The 17644-nt window shown below is 62.7% G+C and carries 16 protein-coding genes; 5 read left to right on the forward strand and 11 right to left on the reverse strand.

From position 1 onward, the window contains the following. Nucleotides 1-103: 103 nt before the first annotated feature. A complete protein-coding gene (locus FJ970_RS10915; protein WP_140758515.1) occupies nucleotides 104-748 on the forward strand; it encodes a cysteine hydrolase family protein in 645 nt (214 codons plus the stop codon). 67 nt (nucleotides 749-815) lie between these two features. On the opposite strand, the gene FJ970_RS10920 is transcribed toward FJ970_RS10915, so the two are convergent. From FJ970_RS10920 to FJ970_RS10960, 9 genes are all read right to left on the reverse strand, one after another. Continuing rightward, on the reverse strand, nucleotides 816-2495 hold the full coding sequence (locus FJ970_RS10920) for a formate--tetrahydrofolate ligase (RefSeq protein ID WP_140758514.1): 1680 nt from the start codon (nucleotides 2493-2495) through the stop codon (nucleotides 816-818). Between the two features lie 314 nt (nucleotides 2496-2809). Continuing rightward, nucleotides 2810-3928, reverse strand: coding sequence for a DUF2333 family protein (locus FJ970_RS10925; RefSeq protein ID WP_140758513.1), 1119 nt, complete (start codon nucleotides 3926-3928; stop codon nucleotides 2810-2812). 103 nt (nucleotides 3929-4031) lie between these two features. After that, nucleotides 4032-5330, reverse strand: a complete 1299-nt coding sequence (locus tag FJ970_RS10930) for a DUF6638 family protein (protein WP_140758512.1) — start codon at nucleotides 5328-5330, stop codon at nucleotides 4032-4034. 67 nt (nucleotides 5331-5397) lie between these two features. Then, complete coding sequence (locus FJ970_RS10935) at nucleotides 5398-5805, reverse strand: endonuclease domain-containing protein (protein WP_140758511.1); 408 nt, start codon at nucleotides 5803-5805, stop codon at nucleotides 5398-5400. Nucleotides 5806-5874: 69 nt separating this feature from the next. After that, on the reverse strand, nucleotides 5875-7785 hold the full coding sequence (locus tag FJ970_RS10940; protein WP_140758510.1) for an AAA family ATPase: 1911 nt from the start codon (nucleotides 7783-7785) through the stop codon (nucleotides 5875-5877). 24 nt (nucleotides 7786-7809) lie between these two features. Continuing rightward, a complete protein-coding gene (locus FJ970_RS10945) occupies nucleotides 7810-8952 on the reverse strand; it encodes a hypothetical protein (protein ID WP_140758509.1) in 1143 nt (380 codons plus the stop codon). 40 nt (nucleotides 8953-8992) lie between these two features. After that, nucleotides 8993-10081: a hypothetical protein gene (locus FJ970_RS10950; RefSeq protein WP_140758508.1), complete on the reverse strand. Its 1089-nt coding sequence runs from the start codon at nucleotides 10079-10081 to the stop codon at nucleotides 8993-8995. 319 nt (nucleotides 10082-10400) lie between these two features. Then, nucleotides 10401-10790 carry a c-type cytochrome gene (locus FJ970_RS10955; RefSeq protein WP_140758507.1) on the reverse strand — a complete coding sequence of 130 codons (390 nt, stop codon included), beginning with the start codon at nucleotides 10788-10790 and terminating at the stop codon, nucleotides 10401-10403. A gap of 129 nt (nucleotides 10791-10919) precedes the next feature. Beyond that, nucleotides 10920-11531, reverse strand: coding sequence for a thymidine kinase (locus FJ970_RS10960; protein WP_140758506.1), 612 nt, complete (start codon nucleotides 11529-11531; stop codon nucleotides 10920-10922). A 403-nt stretch (nucleotides 11532-11934) separates the two neighbouring features. Here FJ970_RS10960 and FJ970_RS10965 point away from each other — a divergent pair, with 403 nt between their 5' ends. From FJ970_RS10965 to FJ970_RS10980, 4 genes are all read left to right on the forward strand, one after another. Beyond that, complete coding sequence (locus FJ970_RS10965) at nucleotides 11935-12870, forward strand: choline ABC transporter substrate-binding protein (protein ID WP_140758505.1); 936 nt, start codon at nucleotides 11935-11937, stop codon at nucleotides 12868-12870. A gap of 134 nt (nucleotides 12871-13004) precedes the next feature. Next, nucleotides 13005-13859: a choline ABC transporter permease subunit gene (gene choW / locus FJ970_RS10970; RefSeq protein ID WP_140758504.1), complete on the forward strand. Its 855-nt coding sequence runs from the start codon at nucleotides 13005-13007 to the stop codon at nucleotides 13857-13859. Beyond that, nucleotides 13856-15037 (forward strand): choline ABC transporter ATP-binding protein, encoded by a 1182-nt coding sequence (choV, locus tag FJ970_RS10975; protein WP_140758503.1) that lies wholly within the window; start codon nucleotides 13856-13858, stop codon nucleotides 15035-15037. Before choW ends, choV begins: the two co-directional genes overlap by 4 nt. A 57-nt stretch (nucleotides 15038-15094) precedes the next feature. Then, nucleotides 15095-15373 carry a hypothetical protein gene (locus FJ970_RS10980; protein WP_140758502.1) on the forward strand — a complete coding sequence of 93 codons (279 nt, stop codon included), beginning with the start codon at nucleotides 15095-15097 and terminating at the stop codon, nucleotides 15371-15373. 23 nt (nucleotides 15374-15396) lie between these two features. Here FJ970_RS10980 and FJ970_RS10985 read toward each other — a convergent pair whose 3' ends face one another. Together FJ970_RS10985 and FJ970_RS10990 are read right to left on the reverse strand one after the other, a co-directional pair. Continuing rightward, the gene (locus FJ970_RS10985) at nucleotides 15397-16806 is read right to left on the reverse strand and encodes an ATP-binding protein (RefSeq protein ID WP_140758501.1); all 1410 of its coding nucleotides are present in this window, start codon (nucleotides 16804-16806) and stop codon (nucleotides 15397-15399) included. Then, nucleotides 16803-17519, reverse strand: a complete 717-nt coding sequence (locus FJ970_RS10990) for a response regulator (protein ID WP_140758586.1) — start codon at nucleotides 17517-17519, stop codon at nucleotides 16803-16805. The genes FJ970_RS10985 and FJ970_RS10990 overlap by 4 nt, the downstream gene beginning before the upstream one ends. Between the last annotated feature and the right edge of the window lie 125 nt (nucleotides 17520-17644).

Consider the following 17644-nt stretch of genomic DNA (forward strand, 5'->3'; position numbering starts at 1 on the left):
GGATTGTCCCAATTCTTTCGGACGATGTCAATCGGGCCACTGTTGGCGCCTAAGCCACCGCGTTATTTTCGGCCCATCGCATTCAAGCCCGAAAGGAAACATCATGTCTGACCCAGCCAATACCGCGCCGCGCCGCGCGCTCGTCGTCATCGACGTCCAGAACGACTATGACGGCGGCAATCTGGCCATCCAGCATCCGCCGTTCCGCGACAGCGTCGTCAACGTGGCGTGCGCCATGGATGCCGCCGCCGCCGCCGGCATCAAGGTGGTGGTCGTCAAGCAGATGGCGCCCGAGACCTCGCCGATCTTCGCCAAGGGCAGCCATGGCGGCGAACTGCATCCGGAGATCGCCAAGCGCGGCCGAGACCATTATGTCGAGAAGAATTTGCCGAGCGCCTTCACCGGCACCGACCTCGAGGCCTGGCTGCGCGCCAACGCCGTCGATACGATCGCGGTCGTCGGCTACATGACGCACAATTGCGACCTGTCGACCATCATCCACGCCGTGCATATGGGTTTTGCCGTCGAGTTCCTGTCCGACGCGACCGGTTCGGTGCCCTACGCCAACAGCGCCGGCTACGCCTCGGCCGAGGAGATCCATCGCGTCGTGAGCATCATACTGCAGTCGCGCTTCGCCGCAGTGCTCAAGACCGCCGAATGGATCGGGTGCCTGAGGTCGGGCGCACTGCCGGAACGCGACACCATCCATGCATCCAACCAGCGGGCACTGGCGCGCAGCGCCGCGTAGGACGATCCGCAAACAGAAAGGGCGCCGCGGCGATGCGGCGCCCTTTCTTGATTGTTGGGACAAAAGATCAGAACAGGCCTTCGATCTGGCCGGCCTCGTTGAGGAAGATCTTCTCCGACGACGGCTTGCTTGGCAGGCCAGGCATGGTCATGACCTCGCCGCAGATGATGACGACAAAGCCCGCGCCGGCCGAAAGCCTGACCTCGCGCACCGGCACGGTGTGGCCGGTCGGCGCGCCGCGCAGGTTCGGGTCGGTCGAGAAGGAATACTGCGTCTTGGCCATGCAGACCGGCAGATTGCCGTAGCCGGCCTGCTCCCAGGCGTGCAACTGGTCGCGCACCGACTTGTCGGCGATCGCTTCGGAGCCGCGATAGATGCGCTGGACGATGGTGTTGATCTTCTCGAACAGCGGCATCGCGTCGGGATAGAGCGGCGCGAACTGCGACGCGCCGGATTCGGCAAGCGCCACCACCTTGTTGGCGAGCTCCTCGATGCCCGCCGAGCCGTTGGCCCAGTGCTTGCACAGGATAGCCTCTTCGCCCATCGAGGCGACATAGTCCTTCATCGCCTGGATCTCGGCGTCCGTGTCGGAATAGAAGTGGTTGATGGCAACCACCGCCGGCACGCCGAACTGGCGGATGTTCTCGATGTGGCGGCCGAGATTGGCGCAGCCCTTCTTCACCGCCTCGACGTTTTCCTTGCCGAGGTCTTCCTTCTTGACGCCGCCATTCATTTTCATGGCCCGAACGGTGGCGACGATGACGGCCGCCGCCGGCTTCAGGCCCGCTTTGCGGCACTTGATGTCGAAGAACTTCTCAGCGCCCAGATCAGCGCCGAAGCCGGCTTCGGTGACGACATAGTCGGCGAGCTTCAGCGCCGTCGTGGTGGCGACGACCGAGTTGCAGCCATGCGCGATGTTGGCGAACGGACCGCCATGCACGAAGGCCGGGTTGTTCTCCAGCGTCTGCACCAGGTTGGGCTGCATGGCGTCCTTCAAAAGCACGGCCATGGCGCCATCGGCCTTGAGGTCGCGGGCAAAGACCGGTGTCTTGTCGCGGCGATAGGCGACGATGATGTCGCCGAGGCGCTTTTCCAGGTCCTTCAGGTCGGTGGACAGGCACAGGATCGCCATCACTTCCGAGGCGACGGTGATGTCGAAGCCGGCTTCGCGCGGAAAACCGTTGGCGACGCCGCCGAGCGAGCTGATGATTTCGCGCAACGCCCGGTCGTTCATGTCCATGACGCGGCGCCACACGACGCGGCGGGTGTCGATGCCGAGCTCATTGCCCCAGTAGATGTGGTTGTCGATCAGCGCCGACAGAAGGTTGTGCGCGGTGGTGATGGCGTGGAAGTCGCCGGTGAAGTGGAGGTTCATGTCCTCCATCGGCACGACCTGTGCGTAACCGCCGCCGGCGGCACCGCCCTTGACGCCGAAATTCGGGCCGAGCGAAGCTTCGCGAATGCAGACGATCGCCTTCTTGCCGATGCGGTTCAGGCCGTCGCCGAGGCCGACGGTGGTGGTGGTCTTGCCTTCGCCGGCCGGGGTCGGGTTGATGGCGGTGACGAGGATCAGCTTGCCGTCCTTGTTGCCCTTCACCGACTTGATGAACTCGGCCGAGATCTTGGCCTTGTCGTGGCCGTAGGGCAGCAGATGTTCGGTCGGGATGCCGATCTTCTGGCCGATCTCCTGGATCTGCTTTTTCCTGGCGCCACGCGCGATCTCGATGTCGGACTTCACTTCGGCCATGACGGCGTTCCTCTGGATTGGACGGTGGAGGGGACGGGGTTGATCTTACTCGCAAGAAGGCTGGAGCCGGACGCGCGGGGCATCTAACCCTGTCGCTGCGGCGGCGTCAACTTTCATGCAACTATGTTTCCTATAGAGAAAATTCCTCTGCGGCGGCCCGACCTATTCCCGGTTCTTTATGGCTCCGCTTGCCGCGCCGTATAGAAGCCAGAGCACGGACGCTTCCGCCGTCTCAAAACAGCCGCACAATGCACGGAATGCGACAGACGCGACGGCGCAAATTCACCATCGCATGGGGTTGCCACTGAATAGCGCTACTGCGTCAGCACGTTGCTGATTTCGACCATGTTGGAGCGCACCCGCAGGATGTAAAAGCCCATCGTCGTCAGATGGGTCGGCAGCAGCCAGCCGTCCTCGCGACCGTTGGCGATGATGAAGGGCTGGATACGCAGAGCCGACACGAACTGCGCGTCCATCGTGTCCCACAGGCTCTGCAGGTGCTTTTCCTTGATGACGTCCTCGAAATCGGCCTGGGCGCCCTTCATCAGGCCGTAATAGGCGTAGAGCTGGCCATAGGCGAACCAGTAGCGGTCGTCGGCACGGAAATCGAACCAGCCATTGTTGTGGTTCTCGGCGCGCTCCTTGAGGATGGCCGAGGTCGAACCGATGTCACTGGCGATGCGGTCGATATATTGCTTAAGATTGTCCGCGCGCGCATCAAAAGTCGCCTGGCAGGTGGCGAGGCGAGCGTTGAAAGAACGCAGATTGCTCATCGCGCGCCGATACATGCTGGGCGTGGTCGCGGTCATGCCGTTGCGGCTGATATACCAGATGGACTCGTCGTACTGCAGCTGACCACGAGCATCCTGGAGATTGGTATCGATCTGCGACGTGGTGCGCACACGGCCGAGGTTGTCTGCAAGCTCGGTGGCTGTGCGTCGCACCGCCTGATTGATGCCGCGCTGGAACGAAGCCTTGTTGTCCATCCATGGCGTGTTGTCCCAGTCGATGCCGAACAGGCCGAGCTTGTAGAGGACCATCGACGACACCCAGGCATTCTGGTTGACGTTGAAGTCGATCAGGTCGGCCGCCACCTGGGCGATGCCGGAATTGCCGCAGGTCTTTGCCGTGTCGGTGCCGGCTCCGGCGGCGACCTGCTCACCGGCGGAAACGTTGCGCTTCTCGAAAGTATAGGTATCCGGGTAGTTCGGGTTGAACTTGTTCCACCACTGGGTGGCGTAGAAGAAGTTGGCGTAGAGGCCGATGAGCACCAGGACGGCAAGGCCGACTATCGCCTTGAGGATCCAGCCGCGCTGTGTGTACCACCGGCCGGCCCACATGAAGGGCCACAGGATCACGCCGATCACAAGGCCGATGCCGCGGCCGATCCACTGGAAAATCCGGGTGAAGAAATTCACGATCGGATCGAGCATGGCTGTATCACCCCCTCAACATGATGCCAAAAACTTGCGGACTTTTTGGATAACATCATGCACCAAAACAACAAGTTAGAACGGAATGGCGGTTCATTTCGTTCTAGTCGGTCAGGCCGTAGAGGCGTGTGCGAAACGCCACCTTGTCCTTCAAATATGTGGTTTTCAGAACGTCCACAACATGCGATCGCCAGGCGTCGCTAAAGCCGTCATAGTCCTTGTAGAAGCCGTCCTTGTTGAAGATGTAGCGCGAGACGAAGTCCGACGGCACGAAATCCGAGATCAGCCGGTTGGTCAGCCAGGCGTCGGGATGGTCGGGCCTGGCGCGGACCACCAGAAAGCGCTGCTGCGGGAAGACATCCTCGATCTTGAGATGGCCGAGCTGGGCGATCTCGCGCTTGGCGGCGTTGAGGAAGGGAAAATTTCCATCCGAGGTAATCAGGTCGGCGTGGCTCTGGATCCAGGTCTGCAGCCAGACCTTGTCGACATCGGTCAAATTGCGGTCCGGCTCGGCGTCGCGGATCAGCGCGCGCACCACCATTTCGGCACGGTGCTCGAGATAGCCAGAGGTCTCGATCCAGGAGGCGCGCGGGAGTTCGATGCGGCCGGTGGCGGCCAGGAATTTAAACACCTTGTCGGCGTCCTTGATGGAGAGATAGCTCACCTGCCAGGGCCGCGAGCGGCGGAAGCCGGGGGCGGCCGGATCGCTGATCACCGTCGTCATGTCGGGATCGACGAAGACGTAGAGCCCGCCGAAATGGCTGGTCCAGTAGGCGTTGTGACGGAAGATCACCTGGTCCGGCACCAGCGCGTTCTCGCGGATATCGCCGCAGACCTTGGCGAGCTCGACCATGCGGGTCAGCATGGCATTGTCGCGCCAGGCGTCGGGCTCCTGCTTCAGCCGGTCGACGAGCTTGCCGAGTTCGGCGGCCTTGCCCAGCACGTCCTCCGCCGAAAGCACCTTGAACTCGACCTGGTTGATCGACAGCAGATCCTCGATGTCGTTGACCTTGGGAACGGAATCCTCGATCTCGCCGTAGATGACGTCCTTGATGGTCAGCGCGTCGATGGCGCGCTGGTTCCTGGACATGAACTCGAACATCAACTGCGAGGTGTTGGAGAAGGCCGTGTGCACCACCGGCAGGTCGATCTGCGAGGGCGTCAGGATGATGAAACGGCGGTTGACCTCATTGGGATCGAGATAGTCATAGTCGCCGCACTCCTCGGCCACTTCGGGCGAAAAGCCGGTGCGGTCGATCTGGAAGCTCTTCAGCTTGGTGGGCTCGAGGCCGAAAGCGGCCAGCGCCTTGTTGTAGCGCTGGATGAGATGCGCCTCGTCGACGGTGAGCAAACGGCCGTAGATGAGTTCGTTGTCGCGAAGGAGGTCGGGTTTCTTGCTCATCTTGCCTTCTCCCCGTTCACGGGGAGAAGGTGCCCGAAGGGCGGATGAGGGGCGGCGCAAACGCTCATCATCTCGTCTCCGAGATCGAGGGCAGAAACGTCACGTCGGTGCCAATCATCTTCTTGTGCAGCCGACCATCGAGTGCCGCAACGATCGTATCCAGTACGCTCCTACGGCCGGTCAAAACATCAGTGTGCCAAACCCTTAATACCGACCAACCATTCCTGTTCATCGTCTCATCCCTGTATCGATCAGAGGATCGATTTGCATGCTGGCTTCCATCGACTTCCACAACGAGGTTGGCTTCGCGGCAGGCGAAGTCGGCAAAATATGGACCGATCGGCAGTTGGCGAATGAATTTGTGGCCGTTCAATCTTCGCCCACGCAGTTCATGCCACAGTTTTTCCTCGGCATCGTTGTCGACTTTTCGAAGCTCGCGGGCTCTTGCCACCTTGGGCTCGTTTCCACCACGCATGGCGCTGCCCCTCATCCGCCCTTCGGGCACCTTCTCCCCGTGAACGGGGAGAAGGAAGAAGAGCGCCCCTCACGCATTCCACAGACCTTTCTTCTTCATCTCCTCCATCTCACGCGCGGCGCGTTCGCGCAGCCTTGCGTCACGCAGCAGCTTTTCGACCGCGGCGTCGTCGGACTTGTCGGAATAGCGGAACTCGCTGTCTGCGTAGCGGTTGATCTCCTGCATGACCATGTCCATCGAGAACGGGCCGCGCAGTTCCTCGATCATCGCTTTCTTGTCGTCGTAGCCCTTGTGCATGAAGGCTTCCGGCTTTTCGAACCAGTCGTCGGGAAGCTCGATGTCCATGGCGCGCATCTTGATGGCGTCGGTGACGTTCTTGATGGCGCGGCCGGTGAAGCGCGGTTCGGCGTCCTTGATCAGGTGCAGGTAGGTGCCGATGTCGGCCATGGTCCTGGGCGCGCCGTTTTCCTTCATGTAGCGCTCGTAGACCCGCATCAGCCCGTCCTCCTGCGGCTTTTCATGCGCCTCATAGGCTTCGGTCACGGCGCGCTGGATTTCCTGCGCGGCGTAGAGCTCGTGCTTGCCCAGAGGGATCTCGTGGTTCTTGCCGGCGAGCAGCACGAAAATGTCGATATAGTCGTCACGCGTCTGCGGCCCGTCGACCAGCCAGCGGGCGCCGGCGCGCTGGCGCAGCGCATCGTCGACATTCTCGGGATAGTTGGAAAACATGCCGAACGAACAATTGCCGCGCACCACTGTGGCGGCACCGGCGAAGGCATCCATCAGCACGCCGGTGATCTCCTGCTGGCCCGCCGAGGCGCGGTCGTCGGAGCGTCTAGCGGCCACCTGGTCGATGTCGTCGATGGTGCCGAAGCCGATGACGCGCGGGTTCAAGACATTGTTGATGAACTGGCGGCAGTTCTGGCCCGACTTGCCCTGGTAGGAGGAAATCTGGTCGACGCCGAAATTCTCATAGGCGAAGGGATAGCCGGCGACCTGGCAATAGCCGTTGACGAGACCGGCGATCATCTGGATCAGTGTCGTCTTGCCGGTGCCGGGCGCGCCGTCGCCGATGAAGGTGAACAGGAAGCCGCCGAGTTCCACGAATGGGTTCAGCTCACGCTCGAAATCATAGGCCATCAGCATCTTCGCGAGCTTGACCGACTGGTATTTGGCGATGTGGTTGCCGACGACCTCTTCCGGCGTCTTGAAGGTCATCACCAGCGGCTTGGAGCGCTTGCCCGGCGCGACGTCGAAGCCGTCGAGGGTGAAGTCGTCGGCGTCGATGCGGATATGGGCGTTCTCGAACGGGCCGATGCCGTCGAAACGGCCTTTTCGCGCTAGAAGGCCGTCGATGGCGACGCGGGCGAAGGCGCGCGCACGGGTCATCAGATCGGTATCGTCCGTCGAGCCCGATATCGCCTTGTCGAGGCCGGCCAGGATCGATTTCACCGCATCCTGGGGTGTGTCGAAGAGGAAGTCCGGCTCGGGGATGTCGTTCGGCGCCTCGCCGTCGCTGTCGATGAGTTGGAACAGATAGGAGGCAAGGCTGAAGGCCGAGATATAGGCCGAGGCCGACAGGAGCTTCTTGAAAGTCGCGGCGTCATCGCCTTCGAGCGGCGCGCGCACATTCCGCGCTTGCAGGCTTTCGAGGTCGGAGCCCTCGGCGAATATGTCGGATATGGCAAGCGCAATGGCCGCGCCGCGCCGGGCGCGGAAAAGCAGCGTGTGTTGCGGGATGGAGAGCAACTGGTCGTCGGGATGGACCGCGGCAACCGTCTTCGACAGCTCGACTTCGCGCGTGCGGCGCACCGAGCCGACCGAGACGGTGGAGACGAAGCGCCGGTTGGTGCCGGCAAGCGCCGTGCCGGATTCGCGCGAGGGATCCTCCAGCACCACGATACGGGTGATGAAGCTCTGCGCGGTGGCACGGTGCTTTTCGATAGCCGCTTCCGGGATGGTGGTCAGGCCAGTGTCCATGAAGGGTGCTCCGTGGTGTGGCGGTCAGACATCCGATATCACCTGCCCATTCGACAGGATGTGAACCTTGTAGCCGGCAAAGATCTTTTGCGCTTCCCCGGCTGCGTAGAGCGCCTGGTAGGCTTCGTGCGGGATCAGCGCGTGGTTTTCGTAGCTCGACACGCCCTGGCGCGCGGCCTCGAGATCATCGGTATTGATGAAGAATTCCTCGGACGACGGTTCGCTCGACCATAGGCCCTTGCGGCCTGGCTTCTCCCCTTTCGAGTAGACCTCCTGAATGGTCCAGGTCAGCAGCCAGGCATTGTCGGGCTTGCGCACTTTGGCAAGCACCTCGGCGACGACGGAATTGTTTTCAGTGACGCCGGCCGAGTAGAAAGGACCGAGCACCACGCGGCGCAGCTGCTTTGGATGCAGGTCGGGGAAATCCTTGTCGAGGTTGACGGCAATCGTCGCCGGCGACAGCGTATAGGCCGAGTTCTTCTCGGTGAAATCATCGAAGCGGTGGGCCAGCTCCGGATTGAGCAGTCCGTCGACAGGCAAGGGAACATCGACCTTGTCGTTGAGCTTGTCCTTGTCGACGAGCTGGCTGACCATGCTTGCGGAGGAATCCTCCACCGTCACCATGTAGACCAGCGGCAGGTTGGCGCTGCCGTCGAAGGTCGCCCAGTGGACCAGATAATAGGGCCGCGCCGTCTTCGGATTGACCGACACCTTGGCAGTCTGCGCCAGCGTGAACGGACCGAAGGTCTGCTCGCTCTTGACGTCCTCGAGATAGAGCCGCTCGGCCATCGATTTCTGCAGCGCCTCGGGAAACTGCTTGTGGCGCAGGATGAAGTCGGCCATCTCCTCGCGCAGTTCGCCGGCCTGGGGAATGTTGGCGAGCCGGCTGTCTGCCTGGCGGCGGTCGTTTTCCAGTTCGAGCAGGTTCTGGAACACCGGGTAGCCGCTGTCGGCGCGCGAAATGCGGAACGTGTCCATGAAGCCCAGCCGGTTGCGCCAGCAGGAGAAGGACTTGTCGAGCCGGGCGATGTATTCGGCAACGATCTTGGCAACGATGCCGTGTCGGTAAAGCGGCGAGCGGTCGTCGCGCATGAAGACTTGAAGGCCGCCGAGCGCGGCCGTGATTGCCGAGAAATACCGTGCCGCCGCGTCGTTTTCGGGGGTCATGCTTTCAGCTCTGCGATTGTCGCACCGGTGCGCGCGGCAATTACGACTGCACGTAGTTGGCCGAATTGTGCTTCTTCAGCACCTCGTCGAAGCGGCGGGCGAAGGCGTCGTCGGCCAGCTTCTTGCGGCGCTGGATGTCGGCGCTGGCCACCATGTTCTTCTCGTGCATCTCCAAGAGGTCGCCGATGTGCTTTTGCGAGGCGGCGCCGATGCCGGCCATGGTTTCCTCGGCCGTGTTGTCGACCTGGCTGCCCAGCGTGTTGATCTTGTGGGCGACGTCCTGTTGCGCGGCGGTCTTCAAGGAATCTTCCAAGGCCTTGTAGAGCACGATGCGCTGTTCGGTATCGATGGTCAGCTTGTTGATCAGCGTCGACTGCGCCGCAATCTGGTTGTTGAGCGAATCGACAAAGGTCTGGAACATCGAGGTGTAGCGCTCGAGCGTCTGGCTTTCGGCCAGCAGCTCCTGCTCCTTGGCCTGCTTTTCATTGTATTCGGTGGCAAGCTTGGAGCGCTCGCCCTCGAGCTGCGTGCGGTCCTTCTGGCTGGTCGAGGCGGCGATCCTGTTTTCGATGTCGAGCAGCATCGGATTGAGCTCCTCGATGCGCTTCTGCACGGTTTCGAGGTTGGTCATGGTGGTCTTGCGGCGTTCGATAACCTGCGACAGGCTGGCCTCGGAGGTCTTGTAGCGCTGGTCGAGAACTTCCCTCTGCGCCTTCAATATGCCGACGATGGTGTCGGACTTGGCCAGCAGTTCCTGCAGGTTGCCGGCGAGCGACATGTTGCGCACACGGTCGGTGCGCATGCGCTGCTTGCGCTGCGCCGAAAAGACGCCGACGAAGTTTTCCCAGCCGGTGTAGTTCTTCATGCTCTCGAACTCGGCGCCGAAGACATTGGTGGCGTCCTCGAGCCCGATGATCAGGTCGGCGATGTTGCCTTCCATCACCTTCTGCTGCTTCAGCACATCCTCGATGCGGGCGTTCTCGATGTCGAAATTGGCGTCGCCGATCTTCTTGTCGGCGGTTGCGAGCGTGTCGAGCACGGTGCCGGACTGCTCGATCTTGGTGCGCATGTCCTGGACGACCTGCCTGGTCCTGGCAATTTCGGCATCGAAATTCTGCAATGTCGCCATAGGGCCCTCCCGCTTCGGCTTCCGCTCGCTGGTTGCGAACAGCGGCGAATATATGTGGGGTACCAGGGGATTGAAAGACGTGAAGACAGTGCGCGTCGCGAAAACAAATATCCGGCCGAACCCTTGAAAGGCAATGGAGCCGTGGTCATGGCGCGATCAATTGGCCGGCCAAGCCTGGTTCAACTGATTTTGAACTTTCATGCCGGCAAAGCAATCAGTCGACGCCGAGGCGGATGGCTCCGAAAACTCGACAACAACTGATCCTTGCCGCCCCACAGGCGGGCGCAAGCCGGTCCGCCGCACTCCGGACGGCGTCTGCTCAGGGCTTGGGATCGGCCTTCAGATACGCAATGACATTGGCGATGTCGTCGTCATTGCCCAGGCCGCTGAAGGCCATCCTGTTGCCCGGCACTTTCAGCTTGGGCGATCTGAGGTATTCGGCAAGATTTGCCTCGTCCCAGACGAGACCGGCAGCACCCGCGCTCTTCATGGCATCCGAATAATGGCCGAGGAAGCTTTCGGCGGTTCCCGCGGTGCGGCCGATGACGCCCATCAGATGCGGGCCGACCTTGTCGCGGTCCGTCGCCGCCTCATGGCAGGCCATGCACCGGTTGAAAACATGTTTGCCCAGCACAGGATCGCCACCGGCCCGGGCGGCAACGGAAGTAGCAAGCAAAACAAGGCTGGCGGACAAGACGGCTCGAAGCATGGCTGACCCCGGAGAGTTCTGGCTGAGGGTGGGAAAATAGGGCGCCGACCTTAACAAAGGCAACATGGAATGGCGCGACTGCAAGAGGTGGCAGCCGGCTGCTCCGCCGACGTTCAGCGGGCCTTCGTTTCAGCCGCCGACAAAGCCGATGAAGTCGTCGGCTGTCGCGCGGCCCATCTCCTCTTCCCAGTGGCGGCGACAGAGCGAGACATAGACGTCCTTGCCGATCGCCACCTGTTCGCCCTGGCGGGCCACCTTGCCGTCGGGACCGAGGCGCACGACCATCGTCGCCTTGCGGCCGCAGCGGCAGATGGTGCGCACTTCGCGCAGATCGTCGGCGATCGCCAGCAGCGCGCGCGAGCCGGGAAACAGCTTGCCCTGGAAATCGGTGCGCAGGCCGTAGCACATGACCGGGATGTTCAGCCGGTCGGCGATGCGAGCAAGCTGCCAGACCTGTTCTTCCTCCAGGAATTGCGCCTCGTCGACGAAAATGCAATGCACCGCCGTGTGCTGGTGACGCTCGGTGACGCGGGCGAACAGGTCGTCGCCGTCGCGAAACATCTCGGCTTCGGTCTCCAGCCCGATGCGCGACGAAATCAGGCCGGTGTCGCCTTTGCGGTAATGGCCGGCGACGAACAGCATCGTCGTCATGCCGCGCTCGCGGTAATTGTACGATGCCTGCAACAGCATGGTCGTCTTGCCGGCGTTCATCGTCGCGTAGTGGAAGTAAAGCTTGGCCATGCCGCCCTTTAAGGTCTGTTCATATTCAGGTGAGGCCGGCCTGCAAAAGGCGGTTCCTGCGCTTCCGGTGCTCGCGTACTCAAAGTACGCTCCGCTCCGGTTCTCGGTGCCCACCATTTTCGGCACGGCCTGACCTGAATCTAAACTGACCTTAAGCCGACTTGCCGCCGCGCGGGGAGGGGCCGCCGCCGCATTCCCCTGAAAAAGCCGCCGTTGCCGAGGCGGTTTGCGCTTGGGTTTGGCACGGAAAGCGTCAGCGGTGTCGCTGATTGGCCAGCCTGCGCCGTTGATCGTGATTGTCTTAGTGCTTGAAACCACTCCAGAATGGTGTTTGGCTGACGAAACAAGGCGGACACAAGACCGTAACTTCGCTTCGCCAAAGAATCGAAATGGGAGAATACAGATGTCGCGTATGAATTCCTTCGTCGCCGGCCTAGGCTTGGCGGCTTTCCTGTCTACGAGTGCCGCCTTCGCCGGCGATCCGGCAAGCTGCAAGGCGGTGCGTCTTTCCGATGTCGGCTGGACCGACATCCAGGCCACCACCGGGCTGGCCTCCGTGCTGCTCACGGCGCTCGGCTACGAGCCGCAGGTGATCCAGCTGTCGGTTCCGGTGACCTATGCGTCGCTGAAGAACAAGGACCTCGACGTTTTCCTCGGCAACTGGATGCCGTCGATGACCAATGACATCAAGGATTACACGGCCGACGGTTCGGTCGAGACCGTCAGCCAGAACCTGGCCGGCGCCGGTTACGGCATCGTCGTGCCGACCTATGTGGCGGATGCCGGCGTCAAGTCGCTTACCGACCTCGGCAAGTTCAAGGACAAGTTCAACGGCAAGATCTACGGCATCGAGGCCGGCAATGACGGCAATCGCATCATCCTCGACATGATCAAGAACCCGAAGGACAATCTCGACGGGTTCGAACTGGTCGAATCCTCGGAGGCCGGCATGCTGACGCAGGCCGAGCAGTCGATGAAGAACAATGAGTGGATCGCCTTCCTCGGCTGGACGCCGCATCCGGTGATGGGCGCCATGAAGATCACCTATCTCGACGGCATGGGCGACAGCGGCTTCGGCGCGGCCACCGTCTCGACCAATGTGCGCAAGGGCTACATGACCGAGTGCCCGAACGTCGGCAAGTTCATCGCCAACCTGAAGTTCAATCTGGATATGGAAGGCCAGATGATGGACGCCATCCTGAAGGGCAGCGATGCCAATAAGGTGGCAACCGACTGGCTGAAGAAAAATCCGGACGCGGTCAAGCCCTGGATCGCCGGCGTGACCACCTTCGACGGCGGCGACGCGGCGGCGGCGGTCAAGACCGCGCTAGGGAGCTGAGCCGACTTTGATTTCGGCGTGACCGAAATAGAAGGGCAGCCGCTGGAAAAGGCTGCCCTTTTCCATATCCTGTGACAAGATGACGTTGCGACAATACGGGGCCGAAGGCAGAGCTCTGGCAAACGAGGGGTGAGATGGATCCGATTTCCAAATTCATGGTCGATCACAAGATCCCGATCGGCGCCTGGGGAAAGGCGTTCTTCGGCTTTCTCACCGACAATTTCGACACCGTCTTCAGGGCTTTTTCGAACGGCCTCAATTTCCTCCTCGACGGGCTGGTCAATATCCTGCTGATGGTGCCGCCGGTGCTGCTCGCCCTGGTGGTCGCCGTGATCGCCTGGCTGCTGCAGCGTTCGCGGACGCTCGCCATCGGCGTCTTCCTCGGCCTGATCTTCATCATCAACCAGAATCTCTGGAAACAGACCGTGCAGACGCTGGTGCTGGTTGTCGCGGCCGCCGCGGCGGCGATGGCCATCGGCGTGCCGCTCGGCATCTGGGCCGCGCACAAGCCGAAGGTCTACCGCATCATGCTGCCGGTGCTCGACCTGATGCAGACGCTGCCGACCTTCGTCTACCTGATCCCGGTGCTGACGCTGTTCGGCCTCGGCAACGCGCCCGGCCTGATCGTCACCATCATCTTCGTCATCCCGACCGCGGTCAGGCTGACGCATCTGGGCGTCGTCTCGGTGCCGAAGTCGATCATCGAGGCCGGCGAGGCCTTCGGCGCCACCAAGAGCCAGCTGTTGTGGAAGGTCGAGCTGCCCTCGGCGCTGCCCACCATCATGGCGGGCCTGACGCAGTCGATCATGCTGTCGCTGTCGATGGTGGTGTTCGCCGCGCTGATCGGCGCCGGCGGTCTGGGCACGGAAATCAACCGCGCGCTCGGTTCGCGCCGCATCGACCTTGGCCTCGAGGCCGGTCTCGCCATCGTCGTGCTTGCCATCGTGCTCGACCGGATGACCCGCATTGGCGTTGGAGGCAAGAAATGACCGTCGCCGTCGATTTCAGGAATGTCGATATCGTCTTCGGCGCCGACCAGGCCGGCTCGCTGGCGATGATCGACAAGGGCGCTACCCGTGCCGAGATACTCGAGAAGACCGGCAATGTGCTGGGCTGCGCCGGCGCCAGCCTCACCGTTAATGAAGGCGAAATCTCGGTGCTGATGGGCCTGTCGGGGTCCGGCAAGTCGACTCTGCTTCGGGCGGTCAACCGGCTCAACGTCGTGTCGCGCGGCCAGGTGCTGGTCAAGGACGGCGACCGCACGGTCGATGTCGTCACTTGCGACGAGCCGACCCTGCGGCGGCTGCGCCAGAAGCAGGTGGCGATGGTGTTCCAGCAGTTCGGCCTTCTGCCGTGGCGCACGGTGGAGGAGAATGTCGGCCTCGGCCTCGAACTCGCCGGCGTGCCGGATGCCGAGCGCAAGGAACGGGTGCACAGGCAGCTCAAGCTGGTTAACCTCGACCAATGGTCGAACAAATACGCCCATGAGCTCTCGGGCGGCATGCAACAGCGCGTCGGCCTGGCGCGTGCCTTCGCAACCGAGGCGCCCATCCTGTTGATGGACGAGCCGTTCTCGGCCCTCGACCCGCTGATCCGCACAAAGCTGCAGGACGAGCTTCTGCAACTGCAGGCGGAGCTGAAGAAGACCATCATCTTCGTCAGCCACGATCTCGAGGAGGCGCTGAAGATCGGCAGCCACATCACCATCATGGAGGGCGGCCGCATCGTCCAGACCGGTGCGCCGGAAGACATCGTGCTGCGGCCCGCCAACGACTATGTCCGAGACTTCATCGCCAATGTGAACCCGCTGTCGGTGCTGACCGCCTGGAACGTGATGCGCGACCGCCGCGACCTCGAACAGGGCACGGACGGCTGGGTGTGGCTCGACCGGCGCAAGACGACGCGCTTCAAGATCGACGAGCACGGGCTGGTGGCGGCGGCCGAACGCGACGGCAAGCCGGCGGTGTGGGTGTCCTGCGCCGATGTCGAGGGCCAGCCGGAGGAGTTGGCGCAGGTGTTCTGGGCCAATCCCGGCACCTCGCTGAAGACCGTGATGCTGGCAATGCATCGCTCGCAGACCGCACCTGTGGCGCTGTTCGACGACCAGTCGCGCTTCGTCGGCGCGATCGGTATTCGTGATGTGCTGAGCGCGGTGCTGCGGCGGTAGCCGGCAACGTCAAACGGGGGCTTTCGGGTCGCATCGGGAGGCGCCTTGAAACGGATCTTGAACTGGCTGTCGACGGCGCGCGCGGCGCAAGCGGCGCTCGGGTTGCTGATCGTGATCGCGATCCGGTCGATCCTGGAGTTCTTCCGTGTCGGAGGCGCAAGCGGCGGACCGGTCGGCGATGAACAGCTCTTCTATGTCGAAGGGGCACTTGCCGCGTCGATCGCGGCTCTGGCCGTTCTCGTCCTGCATGCGTTCGGGCGACACCGCTGGGCGACAATGCTCACGGCGGCGGTCCTCGTCGCGCTGCTGGCCTGGAAGATCACCGCGACAAGTTGATGTTTGAGGCGGCCTGATAATGCTCAAGCTGCCAGCGGCAGGCGCAACTCCGTCAGCAGGCCGCCGTCGGGATGGTTGGACAGGCGCACTTCGCCGCCCGCCGCGCGCGCGATGTTGCGGGCGATGGTCAGTCCGAGCCCGAGGCCGCCGGTCTGCCGGTTGCGGGACTGTTCGAGGCGCACGAAGGAGCCGAACACGGCGTCGATCTGGGCCTGGGGTATGCCCGGCCCCTCGTCGCGGATGGCGAGCGTGATCGTGCCTTCCGAGCGGCTGAGGCCGAGATGCGCCTTCGTGCCGTAGGTAACGGCGTTCTCCACCAGATTGGTGACGCAGCGCTTGAGGGCCACCGGCCGCGCCATGCAGATCAGGCCGCGGGGGCGGGCGTCGTCATTGTCGAAGGAGACGGTCTCGTAGCTGTCGGCGACCGATTCCACGAGCGACCAGAAATCGATACGCTCGGGCTTTTCCTCCGTGACCTCGAATTTGGCGAAGTCTATCACGGAACTCGCGATGCTTTCGATGTCGGCGAGATCATGGGCGAGCGCCTGGCGCGCCGGTGATCTGCGCAGCAGCTCCAGCCGCAGCCGCATCCTGGTGATCGGCGTGCGCAGGTCGTGCGCGAGCGCTGCCGCCAGGTGCTCACGGTCCTCCACATACTCGCGCAGCCTTGCCTGCATGGCATTGATCGCCTTGGCGGCGGCGCGCACCTCGCGGCTGCCGCTCTCGGTGACCGGCGGGCTCTTGAGGTCGTTGCCGATCCGGTTGACGGCGGTTTCCATCATCCGGTAGGGCGCGGTCAGCCGGCGCAGCGACCAGATCGACATAATCACCACCAGCCCGGCGATCAGCGCATAGAGCGGCAGGCTGTCGACGCTCAGGATCGGGCCGACGGGCGTGATCGGTTCGGTGAAGTTCAGCCATTGGCCGTCGGCAAAACGCAGCGAGGCCGTCAGCTTCTCGCTCTGGGCGAAATCGGCGGCCAGCACCAGAAGGTCCCGCTCGACCTGGCCGATATCGGGTCCCGGCGCCGCGCCGGTGGCATCGTCGGCTTCGCGCGTCGCCGGATCGCGGCGCACGCGCGCGTCGGTGATGCCGAACTTCGACAGCCGGCCGACAAGGATGTCCTCGAGCTCGGCCAGTTCGTCGTCGCCGGCGATCGAAGAGGTGACGGCGGGCGTGTCCGAGACGGTGAGCGCATATGTCGAGTTGAACAGGCCGGCGGCGGTCGCCTTGCGCTCCTCCGGCGTGGCGCCGCTCATCAACTGCACAAGCGAGAAGGCGCGGTCGTTGAGGCGGTAGAGGTCGACCACGTCGTTGGTGGCGGCGCGGTCGCGCGACACGATGTAAAGCGTCGCGACCTGGCTGATCAGCAGGCCGGCGATGACGATCAGCAGCACCCAGACAGGCAAGGTCTGCGGCAGGAAGCGTCTCATTCGGAGGTCGTCTCGGGCAGGAACTGGTAGCCGCCGCTGCGCACGGTAAGGATCAGCTTGGGTGTCTTGGGATCGTCTTCCATCTTGCGCCGCAACCGGCTGACCAGGATGTCGATGCTGCGGTCGAAGGAATAGTCGCTGTCGCCGCCGGACAGTTCGATGAGCTGGTCGCGGGTCAGTACGCGCTGGGCGCTCTTGACGAAGGTCTGCAAGAGGTTGAACTCGGCCATGGTCAGTTCGACCCTGACGTCGTCGGGCGCGGTCAGCCGGCGCCGCGAACAATCCATCGTCCAGCCGGCGAAGTGGTAAATCTGCTTGGTGGTGGCGCGCTTGGGCTCGGCGGCGCCATTGCGCCGCAACACGGCGCGGATGCGGGCCAGCAATTCGCGCGGGTCGAAAGGTTTGGGCACATAGTCGTCGGCGCCCATCTCGAGGCCGACGACACGGTCCGTTGTCTCGGTGACGGCGGTCAGCATGATGATAGGCGTCGTATACTGGGCGCGCAGATCGCGGCACAGTTCCAGCCCGCTCCTGCCGGGCAGCATCACGTCGAGCACGATGAGGTCCACCTGCGAGCGACGCAGGATGGCCTCCATCTCGGTGCCATCGGCGGCGACCGAGGTGTGCAGCCCCCGCTTCTGGAAGAACTCCTGAAGCAGGTCGCGGATGCCCTTGTCGTCGTCGACGATCAGTATATGCGCATCGGATTTCACAGCTGCCCTGTCTGGTTTGCCGGCCAAGCCATTCTTGGCTGGTGAGCCACACGATAGAATTCGGGCCATATGTTGGCCAGTGCCTTGCTTTTCAAGGGAGAATGAATTCCGCCTTCTCCACATGG

The sequence above is a fragment of the Mesorhizobium sp. B2-1-8 genome (assembly GCF_006442545.2).
GTDB lineage: Bacteria > Pseudomonadota > Alphaproteobacteria > Rhizobiales > Rhizobiaceae > Mesorhizobium.